The following is a 19359-nucleotide window of genomic DNA, read 5'->3' as shown; positions in this document are numbered from 1 at the left end:
ATTTCGTCCTCTGAATGCGGTGGGTCACTCGACGCCGGCGTCCTCGGGGCGGCCGGAGGCGAGTCCGGCGAGGACGTCCAAAGCGGACCCGAGCGTGTCGAGTGGCGGTGACGAGACGGCGAGCCGCACCGCGTTCGGGGCGTGCCCGGGGACGACGGCGAACGCGGCCGCCGGGGTGACCGCGATCCCGCGGCGCGCGGCCGCGGCGACGAAGGTCTCGGCGCGCCAGTGTTCCGGGAGCTCCCACCAGCAGTGATACGCCTGCGGATCGGCGCGCAGGGTGAACCCGGCCAGGCGTTCCGCCGTCAGCCGCTGGCGTTCCGCGGCGTCGAGCCGTTTCGCCCGTTCGACGGTTTCCAGCGTGCCGCCGGTGATCCACCGGGTGGCGGCTTCGACCGCGAACCGGGGCGCGACCCAGCCGCCCGAGCGCACGGCCGCGGCGAGCCGTTCCGTCCAAGCCGCCGGCACGGCGAGGAAGCCGGTGGTCAGCCCCGGGGCGAGCCGTTTCGACATGCTGTCGGTGAACACCGTGCGTTCCGGCGCGTACGCCGCGAACGGGCGGACCTCGGGCCGCAGGAAGGTGTAGATCCCGTCCTCGATCACCGGGATGTCCATCCGGCGCACGGTTTCCGCCAGCTCGATCCGCCGCGTTTCGTCCATTGTGGACCCGAGCGGGTTGTGCAGGGTCGGCTGGACGTACAGCGCGCGGACGGACGCGGCTTCGAGCGCTTCGGGAATGAGCCCCAGGTCGTCGGTCTCGATGGGGACCAACTGGACGCCGAGCCGCCCGGCGAGCGCCTTGACCACGGGGTAGGTGATGGCTTCGACGGCGAGCCGTTCCCCCATCGGCACGAAGGCGGCGATGGCGGCCGCGATGGCCTGGCGCCCGCTTCCGGCGAAGAGGATCTCCGGCGTCCAGCCCTCCTTCGCGATCAGCCCGGCGACGGCGTCACGCGCCTGCTTCGAGCCCGAGACGCTTCCCGGCCGCAGCGCCGCTGTCAGGACGTCTTCGCGCAGGAGCGGCTCCAGTGCCTTCCCGACCAGCGCCGACTGGTCCGGCAGGACGGCGAAGTTGAGTTCGAGGTCGACCGTCGCATCGCCCGGTTCGGCGAGCGCGGTCTCCAGCGGCGGCCGCGCGGCGCGGACGAACGTCCCCCGGCCGACCTCGCCGACCACGACGCCGCGCCGGACGAGTTCGCCGTAGACCCTCGCGGCGGTCGAGTTCGCGATCCCGCGTTCCCTGGCGAAGCGCCGCTGCGGGGGCAGCCTGTCGCCGGGCCGGAGCCTGCCCGCCTCGACGTCGGCGGAGATCTCGTCCGCGACTATCCGGTAGTCCTCCATGCCGCCCTTCGATCGCACCGAGTGCATTCACGCGATTGCACTCGGGATGATGCCATCGAAGCACGTCGTGAGCCGACTGCGACCTACGGAACACCACAACGGCGGCCTCCTAGGTTAGCCTAACCTGCGTGGAGACCGTGGAAACCCTCACCGAGCAGAGCACGACGTCCCGTCTGCACGCGGACGCGCTGACGCTCGCCTACGACGGCCGGACCGTGGCCGAAGACCTCGGGGTGGTCATCCCCGACCGGTCGTTCACCGTCATCGTCGGGCCGAACGCCTGCGGCAAGACGACCCTGCTGCGCGCGCTGGCGCGGATGCTCAAACCGCGCAAGGGTTCGGTGTTCCTCGACGGCCAGGTGATCAGCTCCTTCCCCGCCAAGGAGGTCGCCCGGCGGCTCGGCCTGCTGCCGCAGAGCTCGATCGCCCCCGACGGCATCACCGTCGCGGACCTCGTCGCGCGCGGCCGGTACCCGCATCAGCGCCTGCTGCGCCAATGGTCCCGTGAGGACGCCACCGTGGTCGCGGAGTCCATGCGCGCCACCGGCGTCGACGATCTCGCCGAACGGCTGGTCGACGAGCTGTCGGGTGGTCAGCGGCAGCGCGTGTGGATGGCGATGGCGCTGGCGCAGGAGACCGATCTCCTGCTGCTCGACGAGCCGACGACCTATCTGGACATCGCGCACCAGATGGACATCCTCGACCTGTGCGCGGAACTGCACCAGCAGCAGGGGCGGACACTGGTCGCGGTGCTGCACGACCTCAACCACGCCGCCCGCTACGCGACGCACATGATCGCGATGCGCGGCGGAGAGGTCCTCGCGACCGGCGCGCCCGAAGAGGTCGTGACCGCCGCCAACGTCGAAAAGATCTTCGAGCTGCCCTGCCGGGTCATGCCGTGCCCGGAGACCGGCACCCCGCTGGTGATCCCGAAAGCCGGACGCCGCGCCGCCTGATCACCTCGGAGTACGTTGGCGGCGGAGGTGCCATGTCACAGCAACTGTGGTCCGAAGTGGACGACTATCTGTCCGGGGTGCTCGTCCCGTCCGACCCCGCCCTCGACGGCGCGCGGAAGGCGTCGGACGAGGCCGGGCTGCCGTCGATCGCCGTCGCGCCGAACCAGGGCAAACTGCTCAACCTGATGGCGAGGATGATCGGCGCCCGGTCCATCCTGGAGATCGGCACGCTCGGCGGGTACAGCACGATCTGGCTCGCCCGCGCGCTGCCGCCGCAGGGCAGGCTCGTCACGCTTGAATACGACCCGAAGCACGCCGAGGTCGCGCGCCGCAACATCGACGCGGCCGGGCTCGGCGGGCTGGTCGACGTCCGGGTCGGCAAGGCGCTGGACCTGCTGCCGTCGGTCGAGGGCCCGATCGATCTGGCGTTCATCGACGCCGACAAGGTCAACAACCCGGCCTACTTCGAGGCGTCGCTGAAGCTCGTCCGGCCCGGCGGCGTGATCGTGGTCGACAACGTCGTCCGCGGTGGCGCGGTGACCGATGCCGCCAGCGAAGACCCGAACGTCCAAGGGATCAGGCGGCTCCACGAGATGATCGCCGCCGAGCCCCGCGTCGACGCGACGGCGATCCAGACGGTCGGCAGCAAGGGCTACGACGGGCTGACCGTCGTGCTCGTGAAGCCCTGACGGCCGCGTGATCAGACGCTGATCACGCGGACCTCACCGCGGCGCCGTCGTGGCGGGACGCGGCTCGGAACCGTCCGGCCACCGCGCCGGCTGTCCTCGATGGACACCGCTCATGAAGCGCTGCCACATGTCCGCCGGAAGTGTCCGGCCGGTCAGTTTCTCCCCGGCGGCGTCCCGCATCCGGCGCGGCTCGTCGGAGCCGACCCACACCGCGGTCGCGAGCTGCGGCGTGTACCCGACCGCCCAGCCGCCCGCGTTGTCGTCCGTCTCGTTGAACTGGAAGTCGCCGGTCTTCAGCGCCGCCGGACGATCCTTCAGGCCGGTGGCCAGCACCTGGCTCATCGTGCCCGCGATCCGGCGGCTCAGCGCCTCGTCGCCCTGGAACGCGGGCGTCTTGTCCGACGGCCGTTCCCACACGACTTCGCCGTTCTCGTCCCGGATCTTCGACACCAGATGCGGCGTGGCGCGCACACCGCCGGCAGCGAAGGTCGCGTAGGCACCGGCCATGTCACTGGGGCGTAAGGGATACCGGCCGACCGCGATCCCCGGCCCGATCAGGAATCCGTCCTTCTCGCGCAGGGTCACCGCGCCGTCGACGGACTCGGGGATCCCGGCCGCGCGGGCGCCTTCCCGAACCGCTTCCGCGCCGAGCTTCTTCGCCAGGTCGACGAACGGGCCCTGAGCCCCTCGCCCCATCGCCTCGCGCAGCGTGCACTTCCCGGTTTCGCCGCACTGGTCCTGGAACTCGAAGGTCTCGCCGAGGAAATCGACCGACGCGGGCGCCTTCAGCGGTTCGTCCACGTTCACCCCCCGTTCGAGCCCGGCGGCGAGGATGAGCGGCTGAAAAGCCGTGCCGGTGCCGTACGGGGTGCCCGCGTAGTCGTGCACGCTCCAGCCGCCGCCGTTGTAGGCGCGGATGGCCCCGGTCCCGGGTTCGACGGCGACCAGCGACGCGCGGAAGTGCTCCGGTTGTCCCTTCAACCGGTCCTTGACCGCCTTCTCGGCTTCGGCCTGGGCACGTGGATCGATGGTCGTCTCGACCTTCATCGCGCCACCGCGGAGCCGGTCGAGCGGGTAGCCGACCTGCTCGAGTTCGGCGAGGACCTGCTGCTTGATGTGGTACTGCTCGTAGGTGACGCGACCGGCGCGGGTCTCCGACGGCGCCTGGATCGCGTCCTCCGGATAGGTCATGGAGACCGCCTCGGCCTGGCTGACGTAGCCACGCGCGACCAGTTTGTTCACCACGTAGGACCAGCGCTTCATCGCGTGCTCGTGGCTGGATGCGTACGGGTCGTGCACCGAAGGAGACTGGATCATCCCCGCGAGGAAGGCCGCTTCGCTCCAGGTCATCGAGTCGTCGAGCTTGCGGCCGAAGTAGGCGTTCATCGCCGAAGCCGGGCCGTAGGTGCCGCGGCCGAACGAGATGATGTTGACGTAACTCTCGAAGATCTCCTTCTTGGTCTGCTGCTGGGTGATCTTCGTGGCGAGCACGAGTTCGGAGAACTTCCGCGTGAGGGTGGCGTCCTCGTTGCCGGTGGACTTCTTGATGTACTGCTGGGTGATCCCCGAGCCGCCGCCGACGCCGGTCACCAGCGCGCGGCCGAGCCCGGTGAGATCGAAACCCTCGTTGTCCCAGAAGGTCGGGTCCTCGGTCGCGATGATCGCGTCGCGCAGCTTCGCGGGGACGGCGTCGTAGGGCACGAACAGCCGGTCGCCGCCGGGCGGGACGACCTTGAGCAGCTCGGATCCGTCCGCGTTCTGCAGGACCACGGTCTTGTCGAGGTCGGCGAGGACCTCTTGCGGGCTGCGGACGTCGAGCAGGACGTACGCGAGCCCGAACGCGACGACCGGGATGCCGATCACCAGGCCGAGCGTCCAGGCGGCGATCTTGCGCCACCTGCGCTTCTTCCCTTTCGGCTCCGGGGTGGCCGTGGTCTCCGACTCGGGTGCGTCTGCCTCATCCGGGTTTTCCACGCCAGGTTAGACGCCCGAACGAGTGAAAAGGTTGTGGGAAAGTCACCGAACCGTGTCAGGCCTCCCGCATTCCGTCCTCTCGATGCTGTAGTTGGCATCACGAACCACCGCATTCAGAGGACGAAATGCGAGCCGATCAGGCGAGGAACGCGCGAAGCAGTGAAGCGGTCCCTTCGACGTGTTCCGTCATCGCCCGGCGGGCCGCTTCGGAGTCCCCGGCGAGGATCGCGTCGACGATGGCCTCGTGCTGGGCGTTGGAATGCTCCAGGTTCGGTTCGAGCAGCGGGATCATGTCGAGCAGCTGGTTGACCCGCATCCGCGCGTCGGCCATCGCCGTGGTCAGCGAGCCGGACGCGGTGACCTCGGCGATCGCCAGGTGCAGCCGCGAATCCTTGCGCCGGTAGTCGCCGACGTCGGCCGCCGCGGCCTCGGCGAGTGTGCTGGTCAGATGCTGGCGGTCGGCCGGGCTGAGCGAACGCGACGCCGCCATCTCGGCGGCGCCGGTCTCCAAGACGTGCCGGAGGCCGAGCGCGTCCTCCAGGGTGGCGTTGTCGACCTTCCGGCCGTCGGCGGCGGGCGGGTCGGGCAGGACGTCGTTGACGAACGTGCCGCCGTACCGCCCGCGCCGCGACTCGACGTAGCCCGCGTCGGACAGCGCGCGGATGGCCTCGCGCAGCGTCACCCGGCTGACCCCGAGCCGCTCGGCGAGCTCACGCTCCGAGGGCAGCCGCTCCCCCGCGCCCACCACGCCCAGCCGGATCGCCTGGAGCAGCCTTTCGACGGTCTCCTCGAAGGCGTTGCCCGCGCGCACCGGGCGGAACAGCGCGTCACCCGCGTTCGCGACCGTGCTCGACTCCACCCTTCGAGTTTAGGCGGCCCGCAATTCGTCCTCTGGATGCGGTACTTGCGTGTGCAACTACCGCATCCAGAGGACTAAATGCGGGGCGTCAGCATTCGATGACGTTCACGGCGAGGCCGCCGCGAGCGGTCTCCTTGTACTTCACGCTCATATCGGCACCGGTCTCGCGCATCGTCTTGATCGCCTTGTCCAGCGTCACGACGTGCGAACCGTCGCCGCGCATCGCCATCCGCGCCGCGTGGATCGCCTTCGACGCGCCGACGGCGTTGCGTTCGATGCACGGGATCTGCACCAGCCCGCCGACCGGGTCGCACGTGAGCCCCAGGTGGTGCTCGACGCCGATCTCGGCGGCGTTCTCCACCTGCGCGGGTGAACCGCCGAGGACCTCCGTGAGCCCGGCGGCGGCCATCGCGCTGGCCGAACCGACCTCGCCCTGACAGCCGACCTCGGCGCCCGAGATCGACCCCGTCTGCTTGAGGATCGAGCCGATCGCGCCCGCGGTGAGCATGAACGTCACGATGCCGTCGTCCGACGAACCCCGGATGAACCGCTGGTAGTAGTGCAGAACGGCCGGGATGATTCCCGCCGCGCCGTTGGTCGGCGCGGTGACGACGCGGCCACCCGCGGCGTTCTCCTCGTTGACCGCCAGCGCGTACAGGCTCACCCAGTCCATCGCGTACAGCGGGTCGCCGACGCCGTCCTCGGCGAGCAGCTTCTCGTGCAACGCCTTCGCGCGCCGAGGCACCTTCAGCCCGCCCGGCAGCACGCCCTCGTGCTCGCAGCCGTTGCGCACGCATTCCGCCATGACCTGCCAGATCTCCAGCAGCCCTTCGCGGATCTCCTCGCGAGTGCGCCACGAAAGCTCGTTGCGCAGCATGATCTCGCTGATGGGCAGCCCGGTGTCCTCGCAGTGCTTCAGCAGATCCGCGCCGGTGCGGAACGGGAACTCCAGCTTCGTCGAGTCCTCGACGACGACGGTGTCGGTCTCGTAGGACTCGTCGCGCACGAAGCCGCCGCCGACGGAGTAGTAGGTGCGCTCGCGCAGCACCTTCCCGTCGGCGTCGAACGCGCGGAAGATCATCCCGTTCGGATGTGCCGGCAACGACTTCCGCCGGTGCATGGTCAGGTCGGTGTCCTCGGTGAACACGATCTCGTGCTCGCCGCGCACCTTCAACCGGCAGGATTCGCGGATCGCCGCGATCTTGCCCGGAACGGTGTCGGTGTCGATCTCCTCCGGACGCTCCCCGGACAGCCCGAGCAGCACGGCCTTGTCGCTGCCGTGCCCGAACCCGGTCGCGCCGAGCGAGCCGAAAAGCTCGCTCTGGACGCGGGCCGTGGCGGCGAGGTCACCGTCCGCCGCCAGACCGTCCACAAAGGTCAGTGCGGCGCGCATCGGGCCCACCGTGTGGGAGCTGGAGGGGCCGATGCCGATCGAAAACAGGTCGAAGACGCTGATCGCCATTGATCTGCCCTCCTTCCTATCTGGCCAGCAGTGAGCTGGCCTCTTGGGCCGCGGGCCCTTCGGCGGCGAGATGGGCCAAATTCTCCGACAGCGCTTCGCCGCGGTGGGCCTTCGTCTGGGCGAAAAGGCGACCGGCCCGATACGACGAGCGTACGAGCGGCCCGGCCATCACACCAGCGAAGCCCATCGCTTCGGCTGCCTTCGAATGCTCGACGAACTCCTCCGGCTTGACCCAGCGGTCCACCGGATGATGCCTCGGCGAGGGTCGCAGGTACTGGGTGATCGTGAGGATCTCGCAGCCCGCGTCGACCAGGTCCTTCATCGCCGGAGCCACCTCCTCCGGCGTCTCACCCATGCCGAGGATCAGGTTCGACTTCGTCACCAGACCGGCCTCACGAGCCTTCGTGATGACCTCCAGCGACCGCGCGTACCGGAAGCCGGGGCGGATCCGCTTGAAGATCCGCGGCACCGTCTCCACGTTGTGCGCCAAAACCTCCGGCCGCGAACCGAACACCTCGGCCAGCTGGTCCGGATCCGCGTTGAAGTCCGGGATCAGCAGCTCGACACCGGTACCCGGGTTCAGCGCGTGGATCTGACGGACGGTCTCCGCGTACAGCCACGCGCCGCCGTCCTCCAGGTCGTCACGCGCGACACCGGTGACCGTCGAGTAGCGCAAGCCCATGGCCTGCACCGACTCCGCCACCTTGCGCGGCTCGGTCCGGTCCAGCGCCTCCGGCTTGCCCGTGTCGATCTGGCAGAAGTCACACCGGCGCGTGCACTGGTCGCCACCGATCAGGAACGTCGCCTCGCGGTCTTCCCAGCACTCGTAGATGTTGGGGCAACCGGCCTCCTCACATACGGTGTGGAGGCCTTCACGCTTGACCAGTCCCTTGAGCTCCGTGAACTCCGGACCCATGCGGGCCCGGGTCTTGATCCACGGCGGCTTCTTCTCGATCGGGGTCTGCGCGTTGCGGACTTCCAGCCGGAGAAGTTTGCGCCCCTCGGGGAGCGCGCTCATCGGCCGAGGTCCGCGTACAGCGGGTGCTTCTTGGCCAGCAGTTCGACCCGGGCGGACAGCGACTGGCGCAGATCCTCGTCGAAGTCCGGGCGCAGCGCCTCGGCGATGATGTCGGCGACCTCGGCGAAGTCTTCGGCGCCGAAGCCGCGGGTCGCCAGCGCCGGGGTGCCGATCCGCAGCCCGGAGGTGACCATCGGCGGACGCGGGTCGAACGGGACGGCGTTGCGGTTGACCGTGATGCCGACCGAGTGCAGCCGGTCCTCGGCCTGCTGACCGTCCAAAGTGGAGTTGACCAGATCGACGAGCACCAGGTGCACGTCGGTGCCGCCGGTCAGCACGCGGACGCCCGCCTCGCTGCAGTCCGTGCGCGAAAGGCGGTCGGCCAGGATCTTCGCGCCTTCGAGCACGCGCTGCTGGCGCTCGCGGAACTCCTCGCTCGCGGCGATCTTGAGCGCGACGGCCTTGGCGGCGATGACGTGCTCCAGCGGACCGCCCTGCTGGCCGGGGAACACCGCCGAGTTGATCTTCTTGGCGAGTTCCTGACGGGACAGGATGATGCCGCCGCGCGGGCCGCCGAGGGTCTTGTGCGTGGTCGTGGTGACGATGTCGGCGTAGGGCACCGGGCTCGGGTGCAGCCCGGCGGCGACCAGACCGGCGAAGTGCGCCATGTCGACCATGACCTTCGCGCCGACCTCGTCGGCGATGCGGCGGAACTCGGCGAAGTCGAGCTGACGCGGGTACGCCGACCAGCCGGCGATGATCAGCTTCGGCTTGTGCTCCTTGGCGAGGCGCTCGATCTCCTCGATGTCGACGATCCCGGTCTCTTTGTCGACGTGGTAGGCGACGACGTTGTAGAGCTTGCCCGAGAAGTTGATCTTCATCCCGTGGGTCAGGTGCCCGCCGTGGGCGAGGTCGAGACCGAGGATGGTGTCGCCGGGGTTGAGCACCGAGACCATGGCGGCGGCGTTGGCCTGCGCGCCCGAGTGCGGCTGGACGTTGGCGTGCTCGGCGCCGAAGAGCGCCTTCGCGCGGTCGATCGCCAGCTGCTCGATGACGTCGACGTGCTCACAACCGCCGTAGTAGCGGCGGCCGGGGTAACCCTCGGCGTACTTGTTGGTCAGCACCGAACCCTGCGCTTCGAGCACGCCCACCGGGGCGAAGTTCTCGGAGGCGATCATCTCCAGGGTCGACTGCTGCCGGTCGAGTTCGGCCGCGACGGCGGTGGCGACCTCGGGGTCCACTTCGGACAGGCTTGAATTGAACACAGCAGCGTTCACCATGAGTTCTCAGTTCTCCTGGGTCAGGACGGCGTACGCCTGGGCGTCGAGCAGGGCCGGCACGTCGCCGGACAGACGCACCTTCAGGAGCCATCCTTCGGCGTACGGGTCCGAGTTGATGAGCTCGGGGGTGTCCGTTGTGGCCTCGTTCACCTCGACGACCTCGCCGTCCACGGGTGCGTACAGCTCGCTGACCGATTTGGTCGACTCGACCTCGCCGAACACCTCGCCCGCGGTGACGGTGTCGCCGACCGAGGGGAGCTGGACGAACACGATGTCACCGAGCGACTCGGCGGCGAAGGCGGTGATGCCCACGGTGGCGACGCCGTCGGCGACGTTCAGCCACTCGTGTTCCTTCGTGTACTTCAGGTCCTGGGGGATGCTCATGAGAAAGGGGCCTTTCAGGCGCGGGAGTAGAAGGGCAGGGCGACGACCTCGACGGGTTCGATACGGCCCCGGATGTCGACGGAAAGCTCGGTGCCGGGCTCGGAGTGCTCCCGGTCCACGTAGGCCATGGCGATCGGGTAACCCAGCGTCGGCGAGAGGGCACCGCTGGTGACCTCGCCGATCTCGGTCTCGCCGGCCAGGACGGTGTAGCCGTGACGCGGCGCGCGGCGGCCGGAGCCCTTGAGCCCGACGCGAACGCGGGGAACGTCCTTCTTGGACAGCTCCTCGAGCGCGGCCTTGCCGACGAAGTCGTTCGGCTTCTCGAACTTGACCACGCGGCCGAGGCCTGCCTCGAACGGGCTCAGCTGGAGGCTGAGTTCGTTGCCGTACAACGGCATTCCCGCTTCGAGACGCAGGGTGTCGCGGCAGGCGAGGCCGGCCGGGAGCAGGCCGTGCGGCTCGCCCGCGTCGGTGAGGATGCGCCAGACGGCGGGCGCCTCACCGGCCGGGACGTACAGCTCGAAGCCGTCCTCGCCGGTGTAGCCGGTGCGGGCGAGCAGGACGTCGTGGCCCTTCACGACGGCCGGTACGCTCGCGTAGTACTTGAGCGCACCCAGGTCGGCGTCGGTGACGGCACCGAGGATCTCGACGGCCTTCGGGCCCTGGACGGCGATCAGCGCGACGTCCTCGGACTTGTTCTCGACGACCGCGTCGAAACCCGAGACCCGCTCGGCCAGCGCCTCCGCGACCACGGTGGCATTGCCCGCGTTGGCCACGACCAGGAACTTCTCGTCGGCGAGCCGGTAGACGACCAGGTCGTCCAGCACGCCGCCGTTCTCGTCGCAGATCATCGTGTAGCGCGCCCGGCCCGGCTTGACCCCGGACAGGTTGCCGACCAGCGCGTAGTCGAGGGTGTCGGCGGCCTGCGGGCCGGTCACCTCGATCTCGGCCATGTGGGAGAGGTCGAACAGGCCGGCGGCCTCGCGGACCGCCTTGTGCTCCGCCAGTTCGCTGGAATAGCGGATCGGCATGGACCAGCCCGCGAAATCGGTGAACAGCGCACCCAGTCCTTTGTGGACTCCGTGCAGGGACGTCTCTTTCGACATCAAGTGCCTCAGTTCTCGTAGGCGTTGAGCGGCGGGCAGGAGCAGACGAGGTTACGGTCCCCGCGCGCGCCGTCGATGCGGCGCACCGGGGGCCAGTACTTGGACTTGCGGTTCACTCCGGCGGGGTACACGGCCAGTTCGCGGTCGTAGGGCAGGTCCCAGTCGCCGACGAGGGTCTCCGCGGTGTGCGGGGCGTTGCGCAGCGGGCTGTTGTCCGCGGCCCACTTGCCCTGCGCGACGGCGTCGATCTCGGCGCGGATGGCGATCATGGCCTCGATGAAGCGGTCGATCTCGCCGAGGTCCTCGGATTCGGTCGGCTCGACCATCAGCGTGCCCGCGACCGGGAACGACATGGTCGGGGCGTGGAAGCCGTAGTCGATCAGGCGCTTCGCGACGTCGTCGACGCTGACGCCGGTCTCCTTGGTGAGCCCGCGCAGGTCGAGGATGCACTCGTGCGCGACCAGGCCGTCCTGCCCGGTGTAGAGCACCGGGTAGTGCTGGTTGAGGCGCTTGGCCACGTAGTTCGCGGCGAGCACGGCGACCTGCGTCGCGGCGGTGAGCCCGCCCGCGCCCATCATGCGGACGTACGCCCACGAGATCGGCAGGATCGACGCCGAGCCGTACGGGGCGGCGCTGATCGGGCCGACACCGGTCTCGGGGCCGGCCTTCTCCAGCAGCGGGTGGTTCGGCAGGTACGGCGCGAGGTGCGCGCGGACCGCGACCGGGCCGACGCCGGGGCCGCCGCCACCGTGCGGGATGCAGAAGGTCTTGTGCAGGTTCAGGTGCGAGACGTCGCCGCCGAACTCACCCGGCTTGGCGAGCCCGAGCAGCGCGTTGAGGTTCGCGCCGTCGACGTAGACCTGGCCGCCCGCGTCGTGGACGATCTTGGCCAGCTCGTCGATGCCGTTCTCGTACACGCCGTGCGTGGACGGGTACGTGACCATGATCGCGGACAGCGTGTCGCGGTTGGCCTCGACCTTGGCCCGCAGGTCTTCGAGGTCGACGTTGCCCTCGTCGGTGCACTTGACCACGACGACGCGCATCCCGGCCATCACCGCGGAGGCGGCGTTCGTGCCGTGCGCGGACGACGGGATCAGGCAGACCTCGCGCTCGGTCTGGCCGTTGGCGTGGTGGTAGGCGCGGATCGCGAGCAGACCGGCGAGCTCGCCCTGGCTGCCCGCGTTCGGCTGCAGCGACACCTTGTCGTAGCCGGTGACCTCGGCGAGCCAGCCCGACAGCTGCTCGACCAGGGTGTGGTAGCCCTCGGCCTGGTCGGCGGGGGCGAACGGGTGGATCCCCGCGAACTCGCGCCAGCTGATCGGCTCCATCTCGGTGGTGGCGTTGAGCTTCATCGTGCAGGAGCCGAGCGGGATCATGCCGCGGTCGAGCGCGTAGTCCAGATCGGACAGGCCGCGCAGGTAGCGCAGCATCGCGGTCTCGGAACGGTGCGAGTGGAAGACCTCGTGAGTCAGATACTCGCTCTCGCGGCCGAGGCCGGCAGGCAGCGCCTGGGCGCTTCCGGCCTGGTTCTCGATCCCGAACGCGTTGAGCACCTTGGCGATGATCGCGGGCGTGGTGACCTCGTCGACCGCGATGCGGACGTGGTCGGCGTCGACCGGGCCGAGGTTGATCCCGTTCTCGCGCGCGACCGCTACGACCGCTTCGGCCTGTCCGGGCATGCGGGCGAGGACCGTGTCGAAGAAGCCCTCGTGGACGACCTCGACGCCACCCTCGCGCAGCGCCCCGGCCAGCCCGGCGGCGAGCTCGTGGACGCGGGTCGCGATGCGCTTGAGGCCGTCCGGACCGTGGTAGACCGCGTACATCGCGGCGAGCACGGCGGGCAGGACCTGCGCGGTACAGATGTTGGAGGTCGCCTTCTCGCGGCGGATGTGCTGCTCGCGGGTCTGCAGGGCGAGGCGGTACGCGGGGTTGCCGTCGGCGTCGACCGAGACGCCGACCAGGCGACCCGGCAGCGAACGCTCGAGCCCGGCGCGGACGGCCATGAACCCGGCGTGCGGGCCGCCGTAACCGAGCGGGACACCGAAGCGCTGGGTGGAACCGGCGGCGATGTCGGCGCCGAACTCACCCGGCGCGGTGATCAGGGTGAGGGCGAGCAGGTCGGCGGCGACGGTGTACAGCGCGCCGGCGGCCTTCGCGGTCTCGGAGATGGCGGAGTAGAAGCCCGCGCCGCGCAGCACGCCGGAAGCGCCCGGGTACTGGACGACGACGCCGAAGAACTCCTCCGGCAGGCCGGTGAGCAGGTCGCGGACCTCGACCTCGACGCCCATGGCCTCGGCGCGGGTGCGGACGACGGCGATGGTCTGCGGCAGGCACTCGGCGTCGAGGACGACCTTGTTCGACTTCGCCTTCGACGCGCGGCGCATCAGCATGACGGCCTCGGCGACGGCGGTGGACTCGTCGAGCAGGGAGGCGTTCGCGGTGGCGAGACCGGCCAGCTCGGAGACCATGGTCTGGAAGTTGAGGAGGGCTTCGAGACGGCCCTGCGAGATCTCCGGCTGATACGGCGTGTACGCCGTGTACCAGGCCGGGTTCTCCAGCACGTTGCGGCGGATGACCGCCGGGGTGACCGTGTCGTGGAAGCCGAGGCCGATCATCTGCGTCATCGGCTTGTTGAGCGCGGCGAGCGCGCGAAGCTCGGCGATGGCGTCCTCTTCGGACGCGGCGGGGGGAAGTTCGAGGTCGCGGGTGACCCGGATCGCGGACGGCACCGCGGCCTGCACCAGGGCATCGAGACTGCCGTAGCCGACCTCGGCGAGCATCTTGGCCTGCTCGGACTCCGAGGGGCCGATGTGCCGGTCGTCGAAGGACGTACTGGTCAAGGGAGCTCCTTGGGTCAGGCGCCGGATAGACCGGTGCGCTGGGAACTCCCCCTCTGTCATGGCACCTGAGAGTTTCACCACCGATGAGGGTGGCTTTCACCTTGGGTGAGGCGCACTTGCGCGCCTGCTTTCCAGAGTGGCCTCGCGTGAAGCGGTAGTGGGTACCTGAGAGATTCCGGGGAGTTTGCTCCTTCGGTGCCCCACCACGTTCGTGGGGGCTCTCCCGCTCCAGCTCGACGGCCCTGTCTGAAGTTGTGCGCACACCGTACCTGGCCTGTTCAGCGCGCGTCTACTCACCGCCGACGACGTCACTTGCGTGATCAGAGCCGTGACTCGTGAGTTACGCCTTCGATCACGCGAGTGACGACCCTGATCACGCGAGTTACGCGTTCTCCATCATCATCTCGGCGGTGATCGTGCCGCAGAGCTCGGCGCAGCGCCTCATCATGTCGGCCGCGTCGGCGAGCTCGCCGTCGCCGGTCTTGGCGCACTCGTCGGCGCACATGCGCATCATCTGGGAGGCGAGGCCGCACATCTTCGCGCACATGCGCATCATTTCGAGGTCGGCGACCATCGCGGAGCAGCGCATCATCATGTCGGCGCACATGCGGGACATGTCCGCGCAGGTCACCATCATCATCCCGAGCTTCGCGCCGCCCATCTCCATGCAGCGCGTCATCATCTCCTCGCAGCGGACGTGACACTCGTTGCACAGGTCGATGCAGTCACGCATGGCGGTGCTCATCTGCCGGGTCATGCTCTGGCCTCCTGGGTGGTCCTGGATGCTGGCTTCGCGTTCTCAGGACTACAGCGCAGGTCAGCGGGCCGCCATCCCAGCCACCGGGACGAGTGACGGTCAGCCCGGCTCCGGTCCGTGAAGGCCTCCTTGAGGGACCCAGGCTCCCTCAAGGAGGCCTTCACGGACAAAACAACCGCATTCAGAGGACTAAACGCGGGCAAGGTCAGCCGGCCCGGGATGAAAGGGCCCTTCACCGCATGAGACGAGGGGAAAGCGTCCTTCGGCCCCCAGTACCGAGCGCGACGGCCGGCCCGAGTACATGAAGGCCCCCTTCCTGTACGTAGGCGCAAGGAAGGGGGCCTTCATGTACTTCACCGCATTCAGAGGACTAAACGCATGGCATCAGAGCGGGGTGACGTAGGCGCCCGAGATGCCCCCGTCCACCAGGAACTGCGAAGCGGTGATGAACGAGGCGTCGTCGCTCGCCAGGAACGCGACCGCGGCCGCGATCTCCTCCGGCTCCGCGAACCGCCCGACCGGCACGTGCACCAGCCGCCGCGCGGCCCGCTCGGGGTCCTTCGCGAACAGCTCCTTGAGCAGCGGCGTGTTCACCGGACCCGGGCACAGCGCGTTCACCCGGATGTTCTCCCGCGCGAACTGCACGCCCAGCTCCCGGCTCATCGCCAGCACGCCGCCCTTGGACGCGGTGTACGAGATCTGCGACGTCGCCGCGCCCATCACCGCGACGAACGACGCCGTGTTGATGATCGAGCCCTTCCCCTGCCGCTGCATATGCGGCAAGACCGCCTTGCAGCACAGGTACACCGACGTCAGGTTGACCTTCTGCACCTTCTCCCACGCGTCGATGCCCGTGGTGAGGATCGAGTCGTCCTCGGGCGGCGAGATACCGGCGTTGTTGAACGCGACGTCGACCGAGCCGAAAGTGTCCACAGTGGTCTGGAACAGGGCCTCGACCTGCTCGGCGTCGGTGACGTCGGCCTGCACGAACAGACCGCCGACCTCGTCGGCCGAGGCCTTCCCGGTCTCGGCGGAGATGTCTCCGATGACGACCTTCGCGCCTTCGCTCGCCAGCCGCCGCGCGGTGGCGAGGCCGATTCCGCTGCTGCCTCCGGTGATGACGGCGACGCGGCCTTCGAAACGCTGAACCATTATTCCTCCGTGCTGATGAAAACGTTTTTGGTCTCGGTGAAGGCGTCGACGGCGTCCGGGCCGAGTTCGCGGCCCAATCCGGACTGCTTGAACCCGCCGAACGGCGTCCAGTACCGGACGGACGAATGCGAGTTGACCGACAGGTTCCCTGCCTCGACACCGCGCGCGACGCGGAAGGCGCGGCCGACGTCACGGGTCCAGATCGAGCCGGACAGCCCGTACTCGGTCCGGTTGGCCATGGTCACCGCGTCCGCCTCCCCGTCGAACGGGACCACGGCGACGACCGGACCGAAGATCTCCTCGGACGCCAGCGGATGCCGCAGGTCCGGCGGGGTGACGACGGTCGGTGCGAACCAGTATCCGGGGCCCACAGGCGCGCTGCCCCGGAAGGCGACCGGCGCGGAATCGTCCACATAGGACGAGACTTTCGCGTGATGCCCCGCCGAGATCAGTGGGCCCATCTCGGTGATCTCCAGCCGCGGATCCCCGACGACGACGCCGTTCACCGCGGGTTCCAGCAGCTCCATGAACTTGTCGTACACGCTCGACTGCACCAGGATCAGCGACCGCGCGCAGCAGTCCTGCCCGGCGTTGTCGAAGACGCCGTACGGCGCGGTGGCCGCGGCTTTTTCCAGGTCGGCGTCGGCGAACACGATGTTCGCGTTCTTGCCGCCGAGCTCCAGGGTCACCCGCTTCACCTGCGCGGCGCAGCCCGCCATGATCTGTTTGCCGACCTCGGTGGAGCCGGTGAACACCACCTTCCGCACCGCCGGGTGGTCCACGAAACGCTGCCCCACCACGGAACCCTTGCCGGGAAGCACCTGGAAGACGTCTTCGGGGATCCCCGCCTCGCGGGCGAGTTCGCCGAGGCGGATCGCGGTGAGCGGGGTGAGCTCGGCGGGTTTGAGCACGACGGTGTTCCCGGCGGCGAGCGCGGGCGCGAACCCCCAGCCGGCGATGGGCATCGGGAAGTTCCACGGCACGATCACCCCGACCACGCCCAGTGGCTCGTGGAACGTCATGTTCACGCCACCGGGCACCGGGATCTGCTTGCCGCTCAGCCGTTCGGGCGAAGCCGAGTAGTACGTCAGCACGTCGCGGACGTTTCCCGCCTCCCAGCGCGCGTTGCCGATCGTGTGGCCGGCGTTGGCGACCTCCAGCGCGGCGAGGTGCTCGATGTCGGCGTCGACGGCGTCGGCGAACCGGCGCAGCAGCCGCGCCCGGTCGCCGGGGGCCACCGCGCGCCAGGCGGGGAACGCCGCGTGCGCGCGGGCGATGGCCGCGTCGGTCTCCTCGGCCGAGGTCAGCTCGACCGACCTCACCACCTCTTCCGTGGCGGGGTTGATCACCTCGAACGTGGTCATTCGCGCTCCTTCGCAGCTTTCACCAGCGCTTCGAAAAGCCTGATGTCGTCGGGATTCTGTTCGGGATGCCATTGGACGCCGAGCACGAACCCGTCACCGGGCAGTTCGGCCGCCTCGATGGTCCCGTCGGCGGCCCAGCCGACCGGGACCAGCCCGTCGCCGAGCTTCTCGATCGCTTGATGGTGGTAACACGGCACCTTGGTCTCGGCGCCGAGGATCGACGCGACGCGGCTGCCCTCGGCAAACCTCACCGTAGTGGTGCCGAAGACCCCCGGCGCGGGCTGGTGATCCGCGCTGTCCACCGTCTCCGGCAGGTGCTGGACGAGCGTGCCGCCCAGCGCGACGCTGAGCACCTGCAGTCCGCGGCACACGCCGAGCACCGGTTTCCCACCGTCCAAAGCGGACCGCAGCAGGCCGAACTCGAACGCGTCCCGGTTCGGCCGCGTGTACGTCGTCGCGTGCTGCTCCTGCCCGTAACGTGCCGGGTCGACGTCCGCGCCGCCGACCAGCACGAGACCGTCCACGGCGGACATCAGCCGATCGTGTGCCTCGCTCACCGGCGGCAGCAGGACCGGGATCCCGCCCGCCGCGACGATCCCATCGACGTAGACGCGGTGGAGCAGCGCCGCTTCGGTCTCCCACACCAGGAACTTCGCGGGTTCCAAATAGGACGTGAGCCCGATCAGGGGCTCAGAGACGTTCGAAGCCACGGATCCTCTCCCAATCGGTGACGGCGGCGTCGTACGCGGTGAGCTCGACCTTCGCCGCGTTCAGATAGTGGTCGACGACCTCGTCCCCGAACGCGGACCTCGCGAGTGCGCTCCCGTCCAGCAGCGCCGCGGCCTCCCGCAGGGTCGTCGGCACGGTCGGCTTGGCGGAACCGTAGGCGTTGCCGTGGAACTCCGGCTCCAGCTCCAGTTCGTTCTCGATGCCGTGCAGCCCGGCCGCGATCAGCGCCGCCACCGCGAGGTACGGGTTCACGTCGCCGCCGGGGACGCGGTTCTCGGTGCGCAGCGAGTCCCCGTGCCCGACGACGCGGAGCGCGCACGTGCGGTTGTCCGTGCCCCACGCGACGGCCGTCGGCGCGAAGCTCCCGGGCACGAATCGCTTGTAGGAGTTGATGTTCGGCGCGAAGAAGTAGGTCAGCTCGCGCAGGCCCGCCAGCTGACCGGCGAGGAAGTGCTCCATCAGCGGCGAGAATCCGCCAGGGCCGTCGCCCGCCAGGACCGGTTCGCCCGCGGCCGAGCGCAGGCTGATGTGGATATGGCAGGAGTTGCCCTCGCGTTCGTTGTACTTCGCCATGAACGTGAGGCTCTTGCCCTCCTGCGCGGCGATCTCCTTGGACCCGGTCTTGTAGACGCTGTGGTTGTCGCAGGTGGTCAGCGCGTCGGCGTAGCGGAACGCGATCTCGTGCTGGCCCGGATTGCATTCGCCCTTGGCCGACTCGACGTACAGCCCCGCGCCGCCCATGTCGTTGCGGATACGGCGCAGCAGCGGCTCGATCCGGGCGGTGCCGAGCATCGAGTAGTCGACGTTGTACTGGTTGGCCGGGCGAAGGTCCTGATAGCGCTTGTCCCACGCCGATTCGAAGGTGTCGTCGAAGACGATGAACTCCAGCTCGGTGCCGACGTAGGCGGCGAGACCGCGCTCGGCGAGCCTGCCGAGCTGGCCGCGCAGGATCTGGCGGGGAGAGGGGGCGACCGCGCCGCCCTGCACCCGTTCGAGGTCGGCGAGGACGAGCGCCGTGCCTTCCTGCCACGGGAGCAGGCGCAGCGTGTCGAAATCCGGGCGCATGACGAAGTCGCCGTAGCCGGTCTCCCAGGACGACATCGCGTAGCCGTCGACGGTGTTCATGTCCACGTCGACGGCGAGGAGGTAGTTGCACGCTTCGGTGGCGTGCTCGACCACCTCGTTGAGGAAGTACTCGGCGGCGCAGCGTTTGCCCTGCAGCCTGCCCTGCATGTCGGTGATCGCCACCAGCACCGTGTCGACGGTGCCGTCCTCGACCAGTTCCCGGAGCCGATCCAGCGTGAGCATGCCGCGCCTGTTCGCCATCAGCCTCACCTAAAGGTTCGAAGCGGTACCTTTGCGGCTTCTTCCTACCGGGTCGGCCGAACCCGGTCAACTCGGTCAATGGTCTGGTTCGTTATCCATTGCTCACCGTAGTTGATCCCTGG

The 19359-nt window shown here is 69.1% G+C and carries 16 protein-coding genes and 1 riboswitch; of the genes, 2 read left to right on the top strand and 14 right to left on the bottom strand.

Going from position 1 to position 19359, the window contains the following annotated elements; all coding sequences use genetic code 11:
• Positions 1-24 precede the first annotated feature (24 nt).
• Complete coding sequence (locus tag DMC61_RS26140; RefSeq protein WP_125692439.1) at positions 25-1341, bottom strand: PLP-dependent aminotransferase family protein; 1317 nt, start codon at positions 1339-1341, stop codon at positions 25-27.
• A 128-nt stretch (positions 1342-1469) separates the two neighbouring features.
• On the opposite strand from DMC61_RS26140, the gene DMC61_RS26135 reads away from it, so the two are divergent.
• Both DMC61_RS26135 and DMC61_RS26130 read left to right on the top strand, forming a co-directional pair.
• Positions 1470-2297: an ABC transporter ATP-binding protein gene (locus DMC61_RS26135; protein ID WP_016336361.1), complete on the top strand. Its 828-nt coding sequence runs from the start codon at positions 1470-1472 to the stop codon at positions 2295-2297.
• 32 nt (positions 2298-2329) lie between these two features.
• A complete protein-coding gene (locus DMC61_RS26130) occupies positions 2330-2986 on the top strand; it encodes an O-methyltransferase (RefSeq protein ID WP_125692038.1) in 657 nt (218 codons plus the stop codon).
• Between the two features lie 33 nt (positions 2987-3019).
• Here DMC61_RS26130 and DMC61_RS26125 read toward each other — a convergent pair whose 3' ends face one another.
• From DMC61_RS26125 to DMC61_RS26065, 13 genes are all read right to left on the bottom strand, one after another.
• Positions 3020-4960, bottom strand: coding sequence for a transglycosylase domain-containing protein (locus tag DMC61_RS26125; RefSeq protein ID WP_125692036.1), 1941 nt, complete (start codon positions 4958-4960; stop codon positions 3020-3022).
• 136 nt (positions 4961-5096) lie between these two features.
• On the bottom strand, positions 5097-5819 hold the full coding sequence (locus DMC61_RS26120) for a FadR/GntR family transcriptional regulator (protein WP_016336365.1): 723 nt from the start codon (positions 5817-5819) through the stop codon (positions 5097-5099).
• 88 nt (positions 5820-5907) lie between these two features.
• Positions 5908-7281: an L-serine ammonia-lyase gene (locus DMC61_RS26115; protein WP_125692034.1), complete on the bottom strand. Its 1374-nt coding sequence runs from the start codon at positions 7279-7281 to the stop codon at positions 5908-5910.
• A 16-nt stretch (positions 7282-7297) separates the two neighbouring features.
• On the bottom strand, positions 7298-8299 hold the full coding sequence (gene lipA, locus DMC61_RS26110) for a lipoyl synthase (RefSeq protein ID WP_016336367.1): 1002 nt from the start codon (positions 8297-8299) through the stop codon (positions 7298-7300).
• Positions 8296-9579 carry a serine hydroxymethyltransferase gene (gene glyA, locus DMC61_RS26105; RefSeq protein WP_125692032.1) on the bottom strand — a complete coding sequence of 428 codons (1284 nt, stop codon included), beginning with the start codon at positions 9577-9579 and terminating at the stop codon, positions 8296-8298. Before glyA ends, lipA begins: the two co-directional genes overlap by 4 nt.
• A 6-nt stretch (positions 9580-9585) precedes the next feature.
• Positions 9586-9963, bottom strand: coding sequence for a glycine cleavage system protein GcvH (gene gcvH / locus DMC61_RS26100; protein WP_016336369.1), 378 nt, complete (start codon positions 9961-9963; stop codon positions 9586-9588).
• A 14-nt stretch (positions 9964-9977) separates the two neighbouring features.
• On the bottom strand, positions 9978-11069 hold the full coding sequence (gcvT, locus tag DMC61_RS26095) for a glycine cleavage system aminomethyltransferase GcvT (RefSeq protein ID WP_125692029.1): 1092 nt from the start codon (positions 11067-11069) through the stop codon (positions 9978-9980).
• An 8-nt stretch (positions 11070-11077) separates the two neighbouring features.
• Positions 11078-13909: an aminomethyl-transferring glycine dehydrogenase gene (gcvP, locus tag DMC61_RS26090; protein WP_125692027.1), complete on the bottom strand. Its 2832-nt coding sequence runs from the start codon at positions 13907-13909 to the stop codon at positions 11078-11080.
• Positions 13910-13952: 43 nt separating this feature from the next.
• Positions 13953-14054: riboswitch (glycine riboswitch) on the bottom strand.
• Between the two features lie 237 nt (positions 14055-14291).
• Positions 14292-14666, bottom strand: coding sequence for a hypothetical protein (locus DMC61_RS26085; protein ID WP_125692025.1), 375 nt, complete (start codon positions 14664-14666; stop codon positions 14292-14294).
• 384 nt (positions 14667-15050) lie between these two features.
• On the bottom strand, positions 15051-15818 hold the full coding sequence (locus DMC61_RS26080; RefSeq protein ID WP_125692023.1) for a 3-oxoacyl-ACP reductase: 768 nt from the start codon (positions 15816-15818) through the stop codon (positions 15051-15053).
• On the bottom strand, positions 15818-17182 hold the full coding sequence (locus DMC61_RS26075) for an aldehyde dehydrogenase (RefSeq protein ID WP_125692021.1): 1365 nt from the start codon (positions 17180-17182) through the stop codon (positions 15818-15820). The genes DMC61_RS26080 and DMC61_RS26075 overlap by 1 nt, the downstream gene beginning before the upstream one ends.
• Positions 17179-17892, bottom strand: a complete 714-nt coding sequence (locus DMC61_RS26070) for a gamma-glutamyl-gamma-aminobutyrate hydrolase family protein (protein WP_125692019.1) — start codon at positions 17890-17892, stop codon at positions 17179-17181. The genes DMC61_RS26075 and DMC61_RS26070 overlap by 4 nt, the downstream gene beginning before the upstream one ends.
• On the bottom strand, positions 17873-19237 hold the full coding sequence (locus DMC61_RS26065; protein ID WP_199750110.1) for a glutamine synthetase family protein: 1365 nt from the start codon (positions 19235-19237) through the stop codon (positions 17873-17875). The genes DMC61_RS26070 and DMC61_RS26065 overlap by 20 nt, the downstream gene beginning before the upstream one ends.
• Positions 19238-19359 lie beyond the last annotated feature (122 nt).

Source organism: Amycolatopsis sp. WAC 04169 (assembly GCF_003947535.1).
GTDB classification, from domain to species: Bacteria; Actinomycetota; Actinomycetes; order Mycobacteriales; family Pseudonocardiaceae; genus Amycolatopsis; species Amycolatopsis keratiniphila.
This window is presented reverse-complemented; position numbering and strand designations above follow the sequence as displayed.

Coding starts and splice junctions, on each gene's coding strand:
- DMC61_RS26130 (WP_125692038.1), top strand. CDS start 2,330: ATGTCACAGCAACTGTGGTCCGAAGTGGACGACTATCTGTCCGGGGTG.
- DMC61_RS26075 (WP_125692021.1), bottom strand. CDS start 17,182: ATGACCACGTTCGAGGTGATCAACCCCGCCACGGAAGAGGTGGTGAGG.
- glyA (WP_125692032.1), bottom strand. CDS start 9,579: ATGGTGAACGCTGCTGTGTTCAATTCAAGCCTGTCCGAAGTGGACCCC.
- gcvT (WP_125692029.1), bottom strand. CDS start 11,069: ATGTCGAAAGAGACGTCCCTGCACGGAGTCCACAAAGGACTGGGTGCG.
- DMC61_RS26140 (WP_125692439.1), bottom strand. CDS start 1,341: ATGGAGGACTACCGGATAGTCGCGGACGAGATCTCCGCCGACGTCGAG.
- DMC61_RS26085 (WP_125692025.1), bottom strand. CDS start 14,666: ATGACCCGGCAGATGAGCACCGCCATGCGTGACTGCATCGACCTGTGC.
- lipA (WP_016336367.1), bottom strand. CDS start 8,299: ATGAGCGCGCTCCCCGAGGGGCGCAAACTTCTCCGGCTGGAAGTCCGC.
- DMC61_RS26115 (WP_125692034.1), bottom strand. CDS start 7,281: ATGGCGATCAGCGTCTTCGACCTGTTTTCGATCGGCATCGGCCCCTCC.
- gcvH (WP_016336369.1), bottom strand. CDS start 9,963: ATGAGCATCCCCCAGGACCTGAAGTACACGAAGGAACACGAGTGGCTG.
- DMC61_RS26080 (WP_125692023.1), bottom strand. CDS start 15,818: ATGGTTCAGCGTTTCGAAGGCCGCGTCGCCGTCATCACCGGAGGCAGC.
- DMC61_RS26065 (WP_199750110.1), bottom strand. CDS start 19,237: ATGGCGAACAGGCGCGGCATGCTCACGCTGGATCGGCTCCGGGAACTG.